Source organism: Candidatus Polarisedimenticolaceae bacterium (genome assembly GCA_036275915.1).
Taxonomy (GTDB): domain Bacteria; phylum Acidobacteriota; class Polarisedimenticolia; order Polarisedimenticolales; family DASRJG01; genus DASRJG01.
Window position 1 is genome coordinate 1 of the sequence record DASUCV010000011.1, and the last position, 16,542, is coordinate 16,542.

General features: G+C 68.9%; 14 protein-coding genes. 11 read left to right on the top strand and 3 right to left on the bottom strand.

The genetic code is table 11. The annotated features are described in order from the left end of the window. The first annotated feature begins 69 nt into the window (after nt 1-69). From atpA to VFV19_09635, 10 genes are all read left to right on the top strand, one after another. The gene (gene atpA / locus VFV19_09590) at nt 70-1,635 is read left to right on the top strand and encodes a F0F1 ATP synthase subunit alpha (GenBank protein ID HEX4824556.1); all 1,566 of its coding nucleotides are present in this window, start codon (nt 70-72) and stop codon (nt 1,633-1,635) included. Between the two features lie 7 nt (nt 1,636-1,642). Then, entirely contained in the window at nt 1,643-2,500 is an 858-nt protein-coding gene (atpG, locus tag VFV19_09595) for an ATP synthase F1 subunit gamma (GenBank protein HEX4824557.1), read from the top strand. An 11-nt stretch (nt 2,501-2,511) separates the two neighbouring features. Next, complete coding sequence (gene atpD / locus VFV19_09600) at nt 2,512-3,954, top strand: F0F1 ATP synthase subunit beta (protein ID HEX4824558.1); 1,443 nt, start codon at nt 2,512-2,514, stop codon at nt 3,952-3,954. Continuing rightward, nucleotides 3,951-4,373 carry a F0F1 ATP synthase subunit epsilon gene (locus tag VFV19_09605; GenBank protein HEX4824559.1) on the top strand — a complete coding sequence of 141 codons (423 nt, stop codon included), beginning with the start codon at nt 3,951-3,953 and terminating at the stop codon, nt 4,371-4,373. Before atpD ends, VFV19_09605 begins: the two co-directional genes overlap by 4 nt. A gap of 7 nt (nt 4,374-4,380) precedes the next feature. Continuing rightward, nucleotides 4,381-5,526: an ABC transporter substrate-binding protein gene (locus tag VFV19_09610; protein HEX4824560.1), complete on the top strand. Its 1,146-nt coding sequence runs from the start codon at nt 4,381-4,383 to the stop codon at nt 5,524-5,526. Then, complete coding sequence (locus tag VFV19_09615; protein HEX4824561.1) at nt 5,523-6,296, top strand: dolichyl-phosphate beta-glucosyltransferase; 774 nt, start codon at nt 5,523-5,525, stop codon at nt 6,294-6,296. Before VFV19_09610 ends, VFV19_09615 begins: the two co-directional genes overlap by 4 nt. Continuing rightward, complete coding sequence (gene mfd, locus VFV19_09620) at nt 6,293-9,742, top strand: transcription-repair coupling factor (protein HEX4824562.1); 3,450 nt, start codon at nt 6,293-6,295, stop codon at nt 9,740-9,742. The genes VFV19_09615 and mfd overlap by 4 nt, the downstream gene beginning before the upstream one ends. A gap of 14 nt (nt 9,743-9,756) precedes the next feature. Further along, nucleotides 9,757-10,680 carry a SurA N-terminal domain-containing protein gene (locus tag VFV19_09625; protein ID HEX4824563.1) on the top strand — a complete coding sequence of 308 codons (924 nt, stop codon included), beginning with the start codon at nt 9,757-9,759 and terminating at the stop codon, nt 10,678-10,680. 4 nt (nt 10,681-10,684) lie between these two features. Beyond that, the gene (locus tag VFV19_09630) at nt 10,685-11,677 is read left to right on the top strand and encodes a peptidyl-prolyl cis-trans isomerase (GenBank protein ID HEX4824564.1); all 993 of its coding nucleotides are present in this window, start codon (nt 10,685-10,687) and stop codon (nt 11,675-11,677) included. 73 nt (nt 11,678-11,750) lie between these two features. Then, nucleotides 11,751-12,176, top strand: a complete 426-nt coding sequence (locus VFV19_09635; protein ID HEX4824565.1) for an RNA chaperone Hfq — start codon at nt 11,751-11,753, stop codon at nt 12,174-12,176. A gap of 16 nt (nt 12,177-12,192) precedes the next feature. Here the strand turns inward: VFV19_09635 and VFV19_09640 are convergent, their stop codons facing one another. Genes VFV19_09640 through trmFO form a run of 3 tightly spaced genes read right to left on the bottom strand, consistent with a single transcriptional unit; the run spans nt 12,193 to nt 15,217 of the window. Further along, complete coding sequence (locus VFV19_09640) at nt 12,193-12,972, bottom strand: inositol monophosphatase family protein (GenBank protein ID HEX4824566.1); 780 nt, start codon at nt 12,970-12,972, stop codon at nt 12,193-12,195. Next, on the bottom strand, nt 12,969-13,901 hold the full coding sequence (gene xerC / locus VFV19_09645; GenBank protein HEX4824567.1) for a tyrosine recombinase XerC: 933 nt from the start codon (nt 13,899-13,901) through the stop codon (nt 12,969-12,971). Before xerC ends, VFV19_09640 begins: the two co-directional genes overlap by 4 nt. Continuing rightward, on the bottom strand, nt 13,898-15,217 hold the full coding sequence (trmFO, locus tag VFV19_09650; protein ID HEX4824568.1) for a methylenetetrahydrofolate--tRNA-(uracil(54)-C(5))-methyltransferase (FADH(2)-oxidizing) TrmFO: 1,320 nt from the start codon (nt 15,215-15,217) through the stop codon (nt 13,898-13,900). Before trmFO ends, xerC begins: the two co-directional genes overlap by 4 nt. 183 nt (nt 15,218-15,400) lie before the next feature. On the opposite strand from trmFO, the gene VFV19_09655 reads away from it, so the two are divergent. After that, nucleotides 15,401-16,525, top strand: a complete 1,125-nt coding sequence (locus tag VFV19_09655) for a thioredoxin domain-containing protein (GenBank protein ID HEX4824569.1) — start codon at nt 15,401-15,403, stop codon at nt 16,523-16,525. Nucleotides 16,526-16,542 lie beyond the last annotated feature (17 nt).

A 16,542-nucleotide genomic window follows, 5' to 3' on the forward strand; every position in this document is an offset into this window, starting at 1 on the left:
ACTGATTCGAACGTTTCCCTTTTTTCATAGAACCCAAGCGCCGGCCCGGCCGGACACCAGGACAATCCCATGCAGACGCTCAATCCGTCCGAAATCAGCGAACTCATCAAGAGCCGCATCGAAAAGGTCAAGCTGACCGCCGAAGCGCGCAACGAAGGCACCGTGACTTCGGTGTCCGACGGCATCGTGCGCATCCACGGCCTGGCCGACGTGATGCAGGGCGAAATGATCGAACTGCCGGGCAACGCCTATGCGCTGGCGCTGAACCTCGAGCGTGACTCGGTCGGCGCGGTCGTCCTCGGCGACTACGAGCACCTTCGCGAAGGCGACACCGCGAAGACGACGGGCCGCATCCTCGAAGTGCCGGTCGGTACGCAGCTGCTGGGTCGCGTGGTCGACTCGCTGGGCAACCCGATCGACGGCAAGGGCCCGGTCAACGCAAAGATGACCGACGCGATCGAAAAGATCGCCCCGGGCGTGATCTGGCGTAAGTCGGTTTCGCAGCCGGTGCAAACGGGCCTGAAGTCGATCGACGCGATGATCCCGATCGGCCGCGGCCAGCGCGAGCTGATCATCGGCGATCGCCAGACCGGCAAGACCGCGATCGCGCTCGACACGATCATCAACCAGAAGGGGACGGGCGTCATCTGCATCTACGTCGCGGTCGGCCAGAAGCAGTCGACGATCGCGCAGGTCGTCCGGACGCTCGAGGAGGCCGGCGCCCTCGGCTACACGATCATCGTCGCCGCCCCGGCCTCCGCTCCGGCGCCGCTCCAGTACCTCGCACCGTACTCCGGCTGCGCGATGGGGGAGTACTTCCAGTTCCACGGGGCCGACGGCAATCCCGCCTCGGAGGCGAACCCGGGTCGCGCCGTTCTCTGCATCTACGACGACCTTTCGAAGCACGCGGTGTCGTACCGCGAGGTGTCGCTCCTGCTCCGCCGTCCGCCGGGCCGCGAGGCCTATCCCGGCGACGTCTTCTACCTGCACTCGCGCCTGCTCGAGCGCGCCTCGAAGCTGAATGCGAAGCTCGGGGGAGGCTCGATCACCGCGCTTCCGATCATCGAAACCCAGGCGGGCGACATTTCGGCGTACATCCCGACGAATGTCATCTCGATCACCGACGGCCAGATCTTCCTCCAGTCGGACCTGTTCTTCTCCGGCGTCCGCCCCGCGGTCAACGTCGGCCTCTCGGTCAGCCGCGTCGGCGGCAACGCCCAGACCAAGGCGATGAAGCAGGTCGCCGGCACCCTGCGGCTGTCGATGGCGCAGTACCGCGAGCTCGCGGCATTCGCCCAGTTCGGCTCCGACCTCGACAAGGCGACGCAGGCGCAGCTCGCGCGAGGCCAGCGGCTCGTCGAGGTGCTGAAGCAGGGCCAATACCAGCCGCTTCCGGCCGAGCGGCAGGTCATCATCATCTACGCGGGCACGAACGGGTTCCTCGACGACATCGAGACGAAGGACGTCCTCGCGTTCGAGGCCGGGCTCTACAAGTACCTCGACCTCGGCCAGAAGGACCTCGTGAACGAAATCGCCACGAAGAAGGCGCTCGACGACGCCATCAAGGGGCGGCTCGGCAAGGTGCTCGAGGCGTACAAGGCCGAGTTCAAGGCCCAGCGGCCCGTCACGGCGTAGCGCAACGATGGCGAAGACTCACGACCTCAAGCGGCGCATCCGCTCGATCCGGAACACGATGCAGGTCACGAAGGCCATGAAGATGGTCTCCGCCGCCCGCCTGCGCCGCGCTCAGGACCGGATCATCGGGGCGAGACCGTTCGCCGTGTTGACGAAGAAGGTTCTCTCGTCCCTCGCCGCGCGCGCCAACCCCGAGCTGCATCCGCTCCTCGTTCAGAGGCCGGTCAAGAAGATCGAGCTGATCCTCGTCACCTCCGATCGCGGGCTGTGCGGCTCGTTCAACGCGAACGCGATCAAGACCGGTGCGGCGTTCCTCCGCGAGCATCCGCCCGAGATGCTCAACATCATGTCGGTCGGACGCCGGGGCCGGGATTTCGTCCGTAGGCGCGGCCTCACGATCACGGGGGAATGGATCGACGTCTTCCGCAACCTCCAGTTCGACACCGCACGCGCGATCGCCGACGATCTCATCGCGCGCTACGTCGCCGGAGACATCGACGCCGTCTACGTCGCCTACAACGAGTTCAAGAACATCGTCTCGCAGAAGCCGGTCATCGATCAGATCCTCCCGATTCCACGCGCGGAGCTGACGAGCAGCGAACAGGGCGAGGACTACATCTACGAGCCCGACCCGGAGTCGCTGTTCGAGGCGATCCTTCCCGGCTACGTCCGGAACCAGGTCTGGCGTGCGCTCCTCGAGTCGGGCGCGGCCGAGCATGCCGCGCGCATGACTGCGATGGACGCGGCGACCAAGAACGCCAAGGAATTGACGGACGCGCTCACCCTTCACATGAATCGCGTGCGCCAGGCCTCCATCACGACCGAGATCATCGAGGTCGTGTCCGGCGCCGCCGCCCTCGGATAGCGGAGATCTCCATGGCAGCCAAGGTCGGAAAGGTCGTGCAGGTCATCGGTCCCGTCGTCGACGTCGAGTTCGACGAGAACCACCTCCCCGCGATCTACAACGCGGTGCGCGTCGTCGATGCCGGAAAGGAGACCGGCTTGCCGGTCGACGTCATCTGCGAGGTTCAGCAGCACCTCGGCGAAAACCGCGTGCGCACGGTGGCCATGGAGCCGACCGACGGGATGGTGCGCGGAATGGCGGCGGAGGACACGGGCGAGGCGATCTCGGTTCCCGTCGGCGAGGCGACGCTCGGGCGCGTCATCAACGTCGTCGGCAAGGCGGTCGACAAGCTCGGCGACATCTCCGGGACCGAGCGCTGGCCGATCCATCGCGAGGCGCCGCCGTTCGAGGAGCAGTCGACGAAGACCGAGATGTTCGAGACCGGGATCAAGGTCATCGACCTCCTCGAGCCCTACATGAAGGGCGGCAAGACAGGCCTCTTCGGCGGCGCCGGTGTCGGCAAGACGGTTCTCATCATGGAGCTCATCAACAACGTCGCCCTGAAGCACGGCGGCTATTCCGTCTTCGCGGGTGTGGGCGAGCGGACGCGCGAGGGGAACGACCTCTGGCTCGAGATGCAGGAGTCCGGCGTCGTCAACGTGCAGGACTTCAAGAAGAGCAAGGTTGCGCTCGTCTACGGCCAGATGACCGAGCCGCCCGGCGCGCGCCTGCGCGTCGCGCTCACGGGCCTGACCGTCGCCGAGTACTTCCGCGACGTGAAGCACCAGGACGTGCTCCTCTTCATCGACAACATCTTCCGCTTCACGCAGGCGGGCTCCGAGGTGTCGGCGCTCCTGGGCCGCATGCCCTCCGCCGTCGGCTACCAGCCGACCCTCTCGACCGAGATGGGCGAGATGCAGGAGCGCATCACCTCGACGACGAAGGGCTCGATCACGTCGGTGCAGGCCGTCTACGTGCCCGCCGACGACTACACCGATCCGGCGCCCGCGACGACGTTCGCGCACCTCGACGCGTCGACGAACCTCTCGCGGCAGATCGCGGAGCTCGGCATCTACCCCGCCGTCGATCCCCTGGCCTCGACCTCGCGCATCCTCGATCCCCGCATCATCGGCGACGAGCACTACAACGCCGCGCGCCAGGTGCAAGGCGTGCTCCAGCGCTACAAGGACCTCCAGGATCTCATCGCCATCCTCGGCATGGACGAGCTCTCGGAAGACGACAAGCTCGCCGTCGCGCGCGCGCGGAAGATCCAGCGGTTCTTCTCGCAGCCGTTCCACGTCGCCGAGCAGTTCACCGGCTACAAGGGCAAGTACGTCAAGATCGAGGACACGATCAAGGGCTTCAAGGAGATCGTGGACGGTAAGTGCGACGACATGCCCGAGCAGGCGTTCCTCTACGTCGGCACGATCGACGAGGCGCGCGAGGCGGCGGAGAAGATGAAGGCGACCGCGTGAGCGAAGGCGCGATCGACCTCGAGATCGTGACACCCGAGCGGAAGATCCTCTCGGTCGAGAACGCCAAGGACGTCGAGATCCCGGGGATCGACGGGTACTTCGGCGTGCTGCCCGGTCACGCTCCGCTCTTGACCCGCCTCGGCGTCGGCGAAATGTCCTACACCGACGACACGGGCAGGCACTACCTCGCCGCGGCCGACGGTCTGGTCGAGGTCCTGCCGCATCGGGTCACGATCCTGGCCCAAATCTGCGAGCCGGCGCGGGAGATCGACGTCGAGCGTGCGCGTGCCGCGAAAGCCCGCGCGGAGGCGAGCATCAAGGACGTCGCCAAGATGACCGATCAGCAGATGCTACAGATCGAGGTCTCCTTGAAGAAGGCGATCACGCGGCTGCACGTCGCCGGCCGCATACGCACCTAGAACGAGCGTGAGCCGCGCGCTCCGCCTCGCCGTCTTGCTCGCGTCGCTCGCGGGCTGCGGCGAGCCTGCGCGCATCGGCGCGATCGTCTCGCGCTCGGGCGCCGCGGCCGCGTACGGCGAGCAGGTCCGCCGCGGCTTCGATCTCGCGGTCGGCGAGATCAACGCCGACGGCGGCGTCCGCGGAAGGCAGCTCGAGCTCCTCTACCGTGACGATGCGACGAACCCCGACGTCGGCCTCTCGGCGCTGCGCGACCTGGTCGATCACGAGCACGCGCGGATCGTGCTCGGCGCCGTGTCGTCGAGCGTGACGCTCCAGCTCGCCCCTTACTGCGAGCGCCGTCAGGTCCTGCTCCTCTCGCCGTCGGCGTCGGCGCCGCAGATCACCTCGGCAGGGGACTTCGTCTTCCGGACCTACCCGTCCGACGTCTTCGAGGCCGCGTCGATGGCCGACTTCGCTCGCGATCTCGGACTCGACCGCGTCGCCGTTCTCGCCGTCGACACCGACGACGGGGCCTCGCTCGCATCGGTCTTCGGCGAGCGCTTCCGCGCCTCGGGCGGCGGGGTCGTCGCGGTCCTGACCTTTCCCGAAGGCGACCAGGCGGCGATCCGCGACGCGGTCGAGGCGCTTTCGGGGTTGAACCCGCGCGGCGTCTACGTGCCGGCGCTCACGTCCGATCTGGCGACGGTGCTGACGCTCCTCCGCTCGGGAAAGTCGCACCCGATCGTCCTCGGCACGTCGACGGTCACCCCGGATCTCGTGCGTCTCGCCGGTCCGGCGTCGGACAATCTCGTGTTCCCGATGCCCAGCTTCGATCCGGACGCCGACGATCCCACCGTCCGAGCATTCGTCTCCGCCTATCGGACTCGATACGGGACGCCACCTGACGTCTACGCGGCCCACGCCTATGATGCGGTGCGCGTCTTGGCCACCGCCGTCGAGCGCGCCGGGTCCTGGGAGGTCGTCGACGTGCGCGACGCGCTCTTGAGCATCGATCACTACGAGGGCGTCACCGGGCACATGGCATTCGACCGCAACGGGGACATCGTGCAGTACCCGCGACTCTACGTCGCGAGGGGCGGACGCTTCCTCCCGTACGACCGCTTCATCGAGAACGGCGGCTCGCTCCCGATCCCGGGCAGGCCGAGCCGATGAGAGCCGGCCTCTCCTCCCGTCCGTTCCTCACCGTCCTGATCCCCGCCTACAACGAGGAGGCCCGGCTCCCGGCGACGATGGCCCGGATCGCGAGCTACCTCGACGCCTCGGGCACCGAGGCGGAGATCCTCGTCTGCGACGACGGCTCGAAGGACCGTACGGCGGAGCTGGCGGCGGCGAGCCTCGCGGGGCGCCGGGGCCGCGTCCTCAAGAACGCCGAGAACCGCGGCAAGGGACACGCGGTCCGCACGGGGATCCTCGAGGCGCAGGGACGCTTCGTGCTCGTCACCGACGCCGATCTCTCGACACCGATCGAGGAGCACGCGAAGCTCGCGGCGGCGGTCCGCGACGCCGACCTCGACGTCGCCATCGGCTCGCGCGGCCTCCCCTCGTCGGACGTGCAAGTGCGTCAGGGCCGCGTGCGACAGACGATGGGCCGCACCTTCAACCGGATCATCCGGAGCACGACGGGCTTGCCGTTCCTTGACACCCAGTGCGGCTTCAAGCTCATGGATCGCGAGCGCGTGCGCCCGATCGCCGAGAAAATGGTCGTCGACGGCTTCGCATTCGACGTCGAGCTGCTCTTCCTCTGCCGACGGTTCGGGCTCGCGGTGAAGGAGATACCGGTGACGTGGCGCGACGCGCCCGGCTCCAAGGTGTCGCTCGTCGGCGATCCGGTCCACATGCTCCTCGACGTCGCACGCATCCGCTGGCGTTTCCGTCGAGGCCTCTACAACCCGGAGGCGGCGGAGAGCGCGCCCGCGCGATGAGCACCGGCCCCGCCGTCCTGGCGCCGCTCGCCGGGGTGCCCGCCTTCGCGGCGCTCGAAGGCGCGTTGACCGGAGACGCCCCCGCCGCAGTGACGGGGCTCACCGGAGCGGCGCGCGCCGCGGCGCTCACGCTCGGGGTGCACCGGACGCGGAGGAAGGCGCTCCTCGTCGTGCCGGACGATGCGGCGCTCGCCGCGTGGCACCGCGATCTCGCGGCGTTCGCCGCGCTCTCGGGACGGGATCCGCAGGGGATCGTCACGCTGCCGGCGCTCGATGCGGATCCGTACGACGACATCCCGCCGCACCCCGAAGTCGAGCGCGAGCGCCTGCGGGCGCTCGGCCGCCTGCGGCGGGGCGAGCTCGATCTCCTCATCGTTCCCGCGAGGGCGCTCCTCTCCTGGCTCCGCTCGCCGGAGGAGATCGCGGCGACCGCACGCGTCCTCAGCGCCGGCGACGACATCGCCCCGGACCGCTTCGTGCTCGAGGCGCTCCATGCGGGCTATCGCCGCGTCGACGCCGTGGCCGCACCCGGCGAGATCTCGCGCCGCGGCGGCATCGTCGACGTCTTTCCGCCCGAGTCCGACGAGCCGGTGCGGATCGAGTGGTTCGGCGACACGGTCGAGTCGATCCGGAGCTTTGACCCGGATCACCAGCGCTCGACGGGGGTCCTCTCCCGCGCCGTCATCGGCCCGGCGATCGAGAACGCGGCGACCGACGACGCGATGGCTCGCCTCGGCACGTATCTCGAAGGCGGCCTGCTTCGTGCGCGTGAGGCCGACGCCCCGGTCGGGCCGTTCCGTGCGAAGCTCGACGCGCTGCGCGAGGGGGGGCATCTGCCCGGCATCGAGGCGCTGGCCAAGCTCACCGCGGCGCGTCCCACCGGCGTTCTCGAGCACGCGAAGGCGCTCGCCCTCGTGCTCGACGAGCCGGAGCGCATCGAGGAGGAGCTGGCCCGGGCCGGGTACGAGATGCGTGCGTCGTACGAGCAGAGCGGCGATCGCGTCCTTCCGCCGCCCGCCGAGCTCTTCATACCCGAAGGTGACGTCGTCGAGGCGCTGCGCGAGGCCAGCCTCTCGTTTCGCGAGCTCCTCACGGAGGAGTCCGGGCCCCGGACGGTCGCGTGGCCTGCACGCCGTGCGCGCACCTTCGCGGGACGCATGGCCGAGTTCGCCCGCGAGCTCAAAGAGAGCCCGGGACGCGTGCTCTGCGTGCTCCGTGCGGCCGGCGCGGCCAAGCGGCTCGTCGAGATCTTCGGCGAGTACGACGTCGCAGCGACGCAGGATCGGACCGCGTCCGCGGGGGTCGTCGTCGCGGTCGCCGGCCTCCGCGAGGGGTTCGAGCTGCCGGAGCAGGCGTTCACCGTCTACACGGAGCGCGAGATCTTCGGTGAGGAGCGCGCGACCTCGGAGCGGAAGTCGAAGGGCCGCGCTTCGTTCCTCTCCGACTTCCGCGATCTCAAGATCGGCGATCACGTGGTTCACGTCGACCACGGCGTCGCGCGATACGCCGGGCTCGGGCGCCCGAAGGGCGGGAGCCTCAACCGCGACTTCATGATCCTGGAGTTCCAGGGCGGCGATCGCCTCTTCGTCCCCACGGACCGCCTCGACCTCGTGCAGAAGTACAGCGGCGTCGCCGGGCACGAGCCCGCGCTCGACAGGCTTGGCGGCACCGGGTGGGAGAAGGTCAAGAGCCGCGTCCGCAAGGCCGTGGAGTCGATGGCGAAGGAGCTGCTCGAGCTGTACGCGCGCCGCCAGGCGGCGAGCGGTCACGCCTTCGCGCCCGACGGTCCGTGGCAGGCCGAGCTCGAGTCGGGCTTCCCGTTCGAGCTGACGCCCGATCAGGAACGGGCTTTGGGCGAGGTAAAGGGGGACATGGAGCGGGCGAAGCCGATGGACCGTCTCCTCGTCGGCGACGTCGGCTTCGGCAAGACCGAGGTCGCGGTGCGCGCCGCGTTCAAGGCGATCATGGACGGGAAGCAGGTCGCGCTCCTGGCGCCGACGACGGTGCTCGCCGCGCAGCACTTCGAGACGATCCGCGAACGATTCGCGCCGTTTCCGGTCAAGGTCGGGATGGTGTCGCGCTTCAGGAGCGCAGACGAGACGAGGATCCTCCTCCGCGCGCTCGCAGCAGGCGAGGTCGACATGATCGTCGGCACCCACCGCATGCTGTCGCAGGACGTCGCCTTCAAGAACCTGGGGCTCATGATCGTCGACGAGGAGCAACGCTTCGGCGTCGCGGCGAAGGAACGATTGAAGCAGCTCGTCCTCGGCGTCGACGTCCTCTCGATGACCGCGACGCCGATCCCGCGCACGCTCCAGATGTCGCTCGCCGGCGTGCGCGACCTCTCGGTCATCGAGACGCCGCCGCCGGGCCGCTCGGCGATCCAGACGTACCTCGTGCCGTTCCGCAAGAACGTCATCGCACAGGCGATCCGCCAGGAGATGCGCCGCTCGGGCCAGGTCTTCTTCGTGCACAACCGCGTCGAGACGATCCCGTCGCTCGTGCGCGCGCTCAGGGAGCTCGTTCCCGAGGCCCGCCTCGTCGTCGCGCACGGGCAGATGCCCGAGCGCGAGCTCGAGCGCGTGATGCTCCGCTTCGTCCACGACGAGTTCGACGTGCTCGTGACGACGACGCTCATCGAGAACGGGCTCGACATCCCGCGCGCGAATACGATCCTGGTCAACCGCGCGGACCGTCTCGGGCTCGCCCAGCTCTACCAGCTTCGCGGACGCGTCGGACGAAGCGACCAGCACGCCTACGCCTACTTCCTCATCCCGGGCCGCCAGGGTCTCTCCGAATCGGCCCGCAAGCGGCTCAAGGCGCTCCAGGAGTTCAGCGAGCTGGGCTCGGGTTTCCGGCTCGCCGCCGCGGATCTCGAGATCCGCGGGGCGGGGGAGTTCCTGGGCTCGCGCCAGCATGGGCACATCGCATCGCTCGGGTTCGACCTCTATTGCCGCATGCTCGAGCAGGCGGTCGCGGCGCTCACCGGGGAGGTCGCCCCCACGAGGCCACCGGTGTCGCTCCACCTCGGCATCGACATCAAGATCCCCGACTCGTTCATGTCCGACGTCGGCGACCGGCTCTCGCTCTACAAACGTCTGTCGGCGACGCGCGAGCCCGCGGACGTCGACCGCCTCCAGGCGGAGACCGAAGATCGTTGGGGTCATCTCCCCGTCGCCGGGAAGAACCTCTTCGACCTCACGCGTCTCCGCCTCGTCGCCGAGAGCGCGGGGGTCAAGAGCGTCGACGTCGTCGACGCGAAGCTGCAGGTGCGGTTCCTGGCCGAGGCACCCGTCGACCCCGCGCGCCTCGTCGACCTCGTGGCGCGCCGCCGGGGTGCCTTGACCCCGTCGGGGATGGTGACGCTGCCGGCGCCGGACAAGGCGGCCGATCGCATCCGCGCGATTCGCGACGTGCTTCAGGACGCCGTCGCCCCGCCGGCCTGATCTACCATGGCGCCGTGAGCGCCCGGGACGTCTTCGCCGTCGCATGCCTCGCCGTGACGCTCGGTTGCCGAGGTGCCGGCGAGGACCCCGCGAAGCGGATCATCGCCGAGGTCGGCGGCAAGCCGGTCTCGGCCGCCCAGCTCGACGCCTTCCTCGCCGAAAACCTCCTTCAAGACCCGGCGGCCGAGCCGCTGCCTCCCGGCGACCTCGCCCGGGTCAAGAGCCGGCTCTTCGACGACTACCTCGACGGCGAGCTCCTCTACCAGGAAGCGCAGCGCCGCGGCATCGCCGTCTCGGACGCCGAGCTCGCCGATTACCTGACGCCGGAAACGCCCGAATCGCCGGCGACGCCCGAGGGCCGCGCGCTCGCGCTCCGCGACCTCACGATCCAGAAGCTCCGCGAGTCGGTCGTTCGAGCGCAGCTCCGCGTCGATGACGAGCGGGTCGGCCGCTGGTTGGCCTTGCATCCGCTTGCCGAGGGAGAAGGCCAGAGCGGAACGCTGCGGACGCTGCGCTTCGCCTCGTACCCCGAGGCGGCACGGGTCCGCTCGGAGATCGTCGGCAAGAAGCTCTCGCTCGAGCAGGCGGAAGAGGCGTACGGCGCCGACTCCCTCTCGGACATCGACCATGCCGTCGATCTCGGCGCCTTTCCCGACCACATCGCCACCGCGGTCAAGGCGCTGGCTCCCGGTCAGGTCAGCCAGCCGCTCCCGTTCGAGTCGAGCGTCCTGCTCTTTCTCCTGGATCCGCCGCAAGATCCCGCCGAGGCGGAAGAGCGCCGGCGCGAGCAGGCGCGGCAGGCGATTTCCCTCGACGAGTCCGAGAAGATCGCGGACGCGCTCCTGGAGGATCTCCGGAAGACGACCCCGGTCGTCCGGCACGCGGACCGGCTCCCGTTCCCCTATGTGGCGGAAGGCTCCGCCGCCCGTGCACAATGAGGGGATGATCCGCTCCGGCCTCCGCCGCGCGCTCGTCCCGGCGATCGCCGTCGCCTTGCTGGCGTCGGGCCGGCCGCGTGCCGAAGTGATCGAAGAGATCGTCGCGAAGATCAACGACGACGTCGTCACGAAATCAGACCTCGACACCGAGGAGCAGGGGATCCTCCAGGAGCTCTACCGGAGCCTCTCCGGCGCGGAGCTCGACGCGCAGGTCGCCAAGGCGAAGAAGCTCGTGCTCCGCCAGCTCATCGACCGGAAGGTCCTCCTCCAGCAGGCGAGCCACCTCTTCGACACCACCAAGATGAAGGACTTCTACCTCCAGCAGTTCATGAGCCAGCAGAACATCAAGAGCGAGAAGGACCTCGAGAAGATGCTGTCGCAGGAGGGGATGACCCTCGCCGAGTGGAAGCAGAAGCTCGTCGAGTACTTCGCGCCGAAAGAAGTCCTACGGGCGGAGGTCGGCGATCACATCGCGATCTCCGAGGCCGACACTCGCGCCTATTACGACGCCCATGCCGACGACTTCGCGGTGCCGGCCGTGGCGACGGTGCGGGAGATCGTCATCACCGGCGGCTCGAACGCCGAGGCGGCCCGCGCCCGCGCCGCCGCCGCGCACGACAAGGTGACGGCGCCGGGGGCGGATTTCAACGCGCTCACGTCCGAGCTGTCGGAGGCGGGAACGAAAGCGTCCGGAGGCCTCCTCGGAACGATCAAGCACGGCGACCTCGCCGCACCGCTCGAGTCGGCGGCGTTCTCGCAGCCGGTCGGATCGATCAGCCCCGTCATCGAGGTCGAAGGCAACTTCTTCATCCTCAAAGTCGATGCGCGCACCGAGGCCGGGAAGAAGCCGTTCGACGACGTGAAAGACGAGATCGAGACGAAGCTGCGGAACCAGCGGTTCGAGGCCGAGTCGAAGGTCTATCTTCAGAAGGCGTGGACTCAGGCGACGATCTGGGTCTCCCCGAAGTACGAGGCGCGGCTCGCCCCCGCAGATTAACGCTTCGTAAATTCGACCGAGGCCAAACCCCTTGCGAGCCCCGGCCCGCGAGGCTACATTAACCACAACTCCGATGGTCAACCGAAAGCTCGTACGTCCCAACTTGGCGGAGATGAAAGAGCGCTTCGCCCCGCCCCGTCCGCCGCAAGGTGTGGCGGCGCCGGCGGGTGTGCCCGTTCCCGAGCGCGACGCGCCGGAGCATGCTCCGGCGAGCGCTCCCGGCCCCGGGGCCCCTCAAGGCGGGCCGCGCGACCAGCACAAGCGGCGCCAGGTCCCGCCGGAGAACACGAGCGCAGAGGCGTTCTACTACGTCAAGCAGATGACCGGCCGCACGCCGATGGTCGTGATCCTCGACAACGGTACAGAGCTTCGCGGCCACATCGAGTGGTACGACCGGAACTGCATCAAGGTCAATCGGGAGGGGGCGCCGAACCTCCTCGTCTACAAGCACGCCATCCGCTACATGTACAAGCAGGAAGAAGAAACCCAGGCGCGCTGAGCACCCGCCTCCCCCCTCACAGCGTCCGCAGCGTCACCTCGAGCATCGCCGCGTGGAGAGCCGCGCCCGCGGCGACGACCGACCCGGCCGCAAGAGCGTCCGCTCCCCCGTGCACATCGCTCACGATCCCGCCCGCCTCGACGACGAGGAGGCAACCGCCCGCGAGGTCCCACGGAAAGAGGCCGACCTCGAAGAAGCCGTCGTAGCGTCCGCACGCGGTGTAGGCGAGATCGAGCGAGGCCGAGCCGGCGCGCCTCAGACCCGCGGTGACACGGACGAACCTCTCGAACGCCGCGAGGTACCCCGGCAAGTTCGACATCTCGCGGAACGGAAACCCGGTCGCGAGGAGCGCCGACTCCAGGCCGGGCGTCGCCGCGCACCGGATGGGAACGCCGTTCAGGAACGCACCTCCGCCGCGGACGGCGTGGAACGTCTCGTCGCGGCACGGATCGAGGACGACACCGGCGAGAAGGCCGTTCGCGTCGGTCAGGCCGATCGAGACCGCGAAGGTGGGAACGCCGTGGATGAAGTTCGTCGTTCCGTCGAGCGGATCGACGATCCAGCGGTGCTCGGAGTCCTTCGCGCCGAGCGATCCTTCCTCCGCGAGAATGGCGTGACCGGGCGTTCTCCGCCTCAGCACCTCGACGATCGCCGCCTCCGCCTCGCGATCGACCTCGGTCACGTAGTCGTGCCGCGCCTTCGTCTCGATCGTGAGACCCCGGTGCTCGGCGAAGCGCCGCCGCAGCACCTCGCCGCCCGCGGCCGCGGCCTCGAGGGCGACCTCTTCGGAGCTCAACGTTCGTGCTCCCTGGCGCGTCGGCGCGCGCGCGGGTGGGCGGCGTCGTACACCGCCATGAGCCCTTCGACGCCGACATGGGTGTAGCGCTGGGTCGTCGAGAGCGACGCGTGTCCCAAGAGCTCCTGGATCGCGCGCAGGTCGGCGCCGGCGCCGAGCATGTGCGTCGCGAACGTGTGCCGGAGGGCGTGCGGCGAGACTCGTGCGGCGATCGCGGCGTCGCGCAATCGGCGGTCGAGGATCCGGCGGACGCTGCGCGCCGTCAGGCGCGAGCCTCGCAAGCTCAAGAACACCGCGGCCGCGTCACGACCCGGCCGGCGGATCGGCTCCGAAGCGGAGAGCCAGCGCCTGAGCGCGGCGGCCGCCTTCCCACCGAACGGCACGATCCGCTCCTTGTTCCCTTTTCCGAGAACGCGCACGAGGCCTCCCGAAAGATCGATGTCCTCGAGGTCGAGCCGCTCGAGCTCGCCGACGCGCAGGCCCGTGGCGTAGAGGAACTCGAGGAGCGCGCGGTCGCGGAGCGCGGCCGGATCGGCGTCGCCGATCCCGTCGAGAAGCGCGAACACCTCGTCGACGGTCAGGTTCTTCGGAAGGAGCTTCGGCCGCTTCGGGGTGGGGATCCCGGCGGCGGGGCTCGTCTCGATGCGGCCCTCTCGCACCGCGTGCCGCAAGAACGACCGAACGGCGGAGAGCTTCCGCGCGACGGAGCTCTTCGCGATCCCCTGCGTGTGGAGGCGCGCGACGAAGCCGCGCACCGCGAGCGCATCGAGCGCTTCGATCGAGGGAAGGTCGCCGCCGTGCCGCTCGGCGAGGTGCGCGCGGAACTGGTCGAGGTCGCTCGCGTAGGCCCGGTAGGTCTCGGGCGAGACGTGCCTCTGGTCGCGAAGAGCGGCGAGGAAGCGGGCGACGCCCTCGTCGAAATCGCTCATCGGGCCGGCACCTCGGCCTCGAGAAACTTCCGGAGCGACGCGAGCGCGATCCGGGCGCGGGCCTCCCGGCGCTCGCGCTTGCGCTGCTTCGGCAGTTCGACGTCGGGGAGCAGGCCGAATGCCGCGTTCATCGGCTGATAGCCGGACGGATCCGCGCTCGAGACGTAGCGTGCGAGCGCGCCGAGCATCGTGTCCTCCGGGAGGACGATCGGTGTCTCGCCGGCGGCGAGGCGAGCGGCGTTGATTCCGGCGAGGAGCCCCGTCGCCGCGGACTCGGTGTAACCCTCGACGCCGGAGATCTGTCCCGCGAAGAAGAGACCCGCGCGCTCCCGCGTCTGAAGGGTCGGTCTCAGGATGCGCGGCGCGTTGATGTAACAGTTCCGGTGGATCTGGCCCAGCCTCACGAACTCGGCCCCGGCGAGACCGGGGATCGTCGTGAAGATCCGCTTCTGCTCCGGCCACCGGAGCTGCGTCTGGAACCCGACCATGGAGTAGTGCTCGGCGGCGAGATTGTCCTGGCGGAGCTGGACGACGGCGTGCGGCCGCCGGCCATCGCGGGGATCGACGAGCCCGACCGGCTTCATCGGACCGAATCTGAGCGTGTCGCGCCCGCGGCGCGCCATCTCCTCGATCGGGAGGCACCCCTCGAAGAACGGCGTCCGATCGAACTCGTGCAGCGGCGCCTTCTCGCCGGCCATGAGCGCGTCGACGAAGCGAACGTACTCCTCCTCGGTCATCGGGCAGTTGAGATAGTCCGCTCCTTCGCCCTTCCCGTACCGCGACGCCGCGAAGACGACGCTCCGGTCGAGGGTGTCCGCTTCCACGACCGGAGCGATCGCGTCGAAGAAGTGGAGGTGCCCCTCGCCCGTGAATGCGGCGATCGATGCCGACAGCGCCTCCGAGACGAGCGGCCCGACGGCGAGGATCACCAGGCCGTCCTGCGGGATCGATCGCACCTCCTCGCGCACGATCTCGATCGCGGAGTGTGCCTCGAGACGAGCGGTGACCGCGCGGGAGAACGCTTCGCGATCGACCGCGAGCGCGGCGCCGGCCGGGACGCTATGGGCGAGCGCCTCTTCCACGATCAACGAGCCGAGCTCCGCGAGCTCCGCCTTGAGGAGGCCGTGCGCGTTCGACAGGTCGGTCGACTTCAGCGAGTTCGAGCAGACGAGCTCGGCGCAATCGGCGGTCCGGTGCGCCGGGGTCGCCACGGCGGGGCGCATCTCGAAGAGCCGGACCGGCACGCCGCGGCGGGCGATCTGCCAGGCGGCCTCGCTGCCCGCAAGGCCGCCGCCCACGACGATGACCGGGTCCAAGATCCTCCCGACCTCCGAAAAAATGGCGCCAAACTGCGCCCGGACGCCGATGATAGCGCAGCGACGAGGGCGGGCCGCCACGCGTGGACGACACATGGTTCGCCGTGTACATTAAGAGGGATTTCGGGACCGGATCGTCGACCCGTACGATCGCGAGCACCCCGGCATGGGAGAACAGGACCGATGAAGCTCAACAAGTCCACGGCGATTCTGCTTGTCTTGGCGGCGGTCGCGGCGCCCGCGTTCGCGAAGAAGGACAAGAAGGCCGACCCGGCACCGGCGGCCTCCACGACGACGGCAGCGGCCCCCGCCGCAGCCGCAACTCCGGCCGGCACCGATCTCGCCGCGACGGTGGGGAGCACGAAGATCACGGTGGACGAGCTCAACAAAGCCGCCGCCAACCCCCTCATGCGCATCAAGCAGCAGGAATACCAGGTCAAGATGGACATCCTCGAAGATCTCATCCAGAACAAGCTCCTCGACGATGAAGCGGCCGCGCGCAAGGTCTCGCAGGACGATCTCCTCAAGGCCGAGGTCGTCGACAAGACGCCCGCGCCGACGCAGGACGAGATCGCGCAGTACTACGAGAAGATGAAGCCCCGTCTCGGCAACAAGACCCTCGAAGACGCGAAGCCCGACGTCGAGCGCGCGCTCGGGATGCAGAAGCAGAACGACCGCAAGGCGCAATTCCTCAGGGAGCTCGCGAGCAAGAACGAGGTCAAGATCCTCCTCGACCCGCCGCGCGTCGCGCTCGCGATCCCGCCGACCGCGCCCTCGATGGGCCCCGCGGACGCGCCGATCGTCATGGTCGAGTGGTCGGACTATCAGTGCCCCTTCTGCAAGCGGGCGGCGCCGACCGTCGAGCAGATCCTGAGCGAGTACAAGGGCAAGATCCGCTTCGTGTACCGCGACTACCCGCTCCCGTTCCACCAGCAGGCGATGCCGTCCTCGATCGCGGCGCACTGCGCGGAAGAGCAGGGCAAGTTCTGGGACTATCACAACAACCTCTTCAACAACCCGGGCGATCTCAGCCAGGCCGACCTCACCAAGCGCGCGACCGATCTCGGCCTCGACTCGAAGGCGTTCGGTGCCTGCATGGACGCGAAGAAGCCGGAAGCGCTCATCAACGCCGCCTACAACGACGGCGCCGCGGTGGGCGTGACGGGCACTCCCGCGTTCTTCATCAACGGCCGCATGCTCGTCGGCGCTCAGCCGGTCGATACGTTCCGCGGCGTCATCAACGACGAGCTCGAGCGCAAGGGCCTTCCCGTTCCGAAGGCGCCCGCCGCGACGGCCGGCACGAACTGATCGCTATCTAACGCACG